Source organism: Nitratidesulfovibrio sp. SRB-5, assembly GCF_019931275.1.
In the GTDB taxonomy this organism is placed as follows: Bacteria; Desulfobacterota; Desulfovibrionia; order Desulfovibrionales; family Desulfovibrionaceae; genus Cupidesulfovibrio.
This window is the reverse complement of sequence record NZ_JAIOTY010000011.1, coordinates 1-1,054: the sequence shown is the minus strand read 5'-3', so window position 1 is coordinate 1,054 and position 1,054 is coordinate 1. Positions and strand designations below refer to the sequence as shown.

At 57.4% G+C, this 1,054-nt stretch carries 1 protein-coding gene; it reads left to right on the top strand.

Annotation, left to right across the window (positions count from 1 at the left end; translation table 11 throughout):
• On the top strand, window positions 1–117 hold a 117-nt coding region (locus tag K6142_RS16520), incomplete at its 5' end, for a UxaA family hydrolase (RefSeq protein ID WP_190245403.1).
• Window positions 118–1,054 lie beyond the last annotated feature (937 nt).

The window sequence follows — 1,054 nt, the reverse complement described above, 5'->3', positions numbered from 1 at the left end:
GGCGCCGGCGACAAGCTGGTGGAAATGGCCATCCGCACCGCCAACGGCCGTAACACCGCCGCCGAAGTGCTGGGCCATCGCGAGTTCGTCCTTACCCGTCTGTACGAAAGCGCCTAGTCTCCGCATGTGCTCCCATGGCGGTCGCGCATCGCCGCCATGGGAGCGTCATTGGGCGGCCCGCGGACACCGGTCGGTCGAAGGGGAGCCCAAGCCGACATGATCGCGTCCGTATGCCGCAATTTTGATCTTTCGTGGCCTCGTGCCAGCTCTGGCCATGGCGCCTAGCGGTTGCATTCGCCTCGCTTTGCGGCGGATGCGCCAAGGCGTGGGGCATGCGTACTGTCTTTGCATCCCATCCTCCCCATCGCCGCGCGTTCCGCCTGACGCGCGGCACCCCCCAAGTGGACGCGGATCCGGAAACGGATCCGCGTCCCGCTTTTTCGTGCCCGAGAACCCGTCTGTGAAGAGGGGGAGTACGGCGGATCGTGCCAATAAAACTTCAGAATGTTGGTGCGGCGTTATGATAAAAGATGAAAAATTGATGGTGCGTGCTGCCCATGTGGGTGGTACGCGTGCTGATATGTTGAAGTGGATTTTGTTGGTGCCTGTTGGCCATGGGATAAAAAACACATGAGCATGGCGGACGCGCGGGATGACAAAGTCGGCGCGTCGCAACGGATCAATTTGATTGTTTAATCAATTTATACGCTATGGAGCGCCTTGGCTTCGTTCATTATTTCACCGCGCACACAGCCACGGGGCACAGTGCGTTTTATATCAGCATATTACGCGTTGGGGTGCCGCGGCAGCACATATGCCGTCTGGGGGCGACGCTCGAATCGCTATTAAAAACATGGGATATTACAGCGTGTTAATGAATAGCTGTCGGGCCTTGGGCAAAAAAGCTCAAGTTTCGCGTTGACAGTCTTGCATAAGACATCATACACATGCCTCAACAACGCTCCCCAAGGAGGAATTCCATGTCGATCCAATTTCTGGTGCACGAAGACGGCGATTCCGTCGGCGTCGTGGTTGTTGAAGGCGTCAAGGCTGG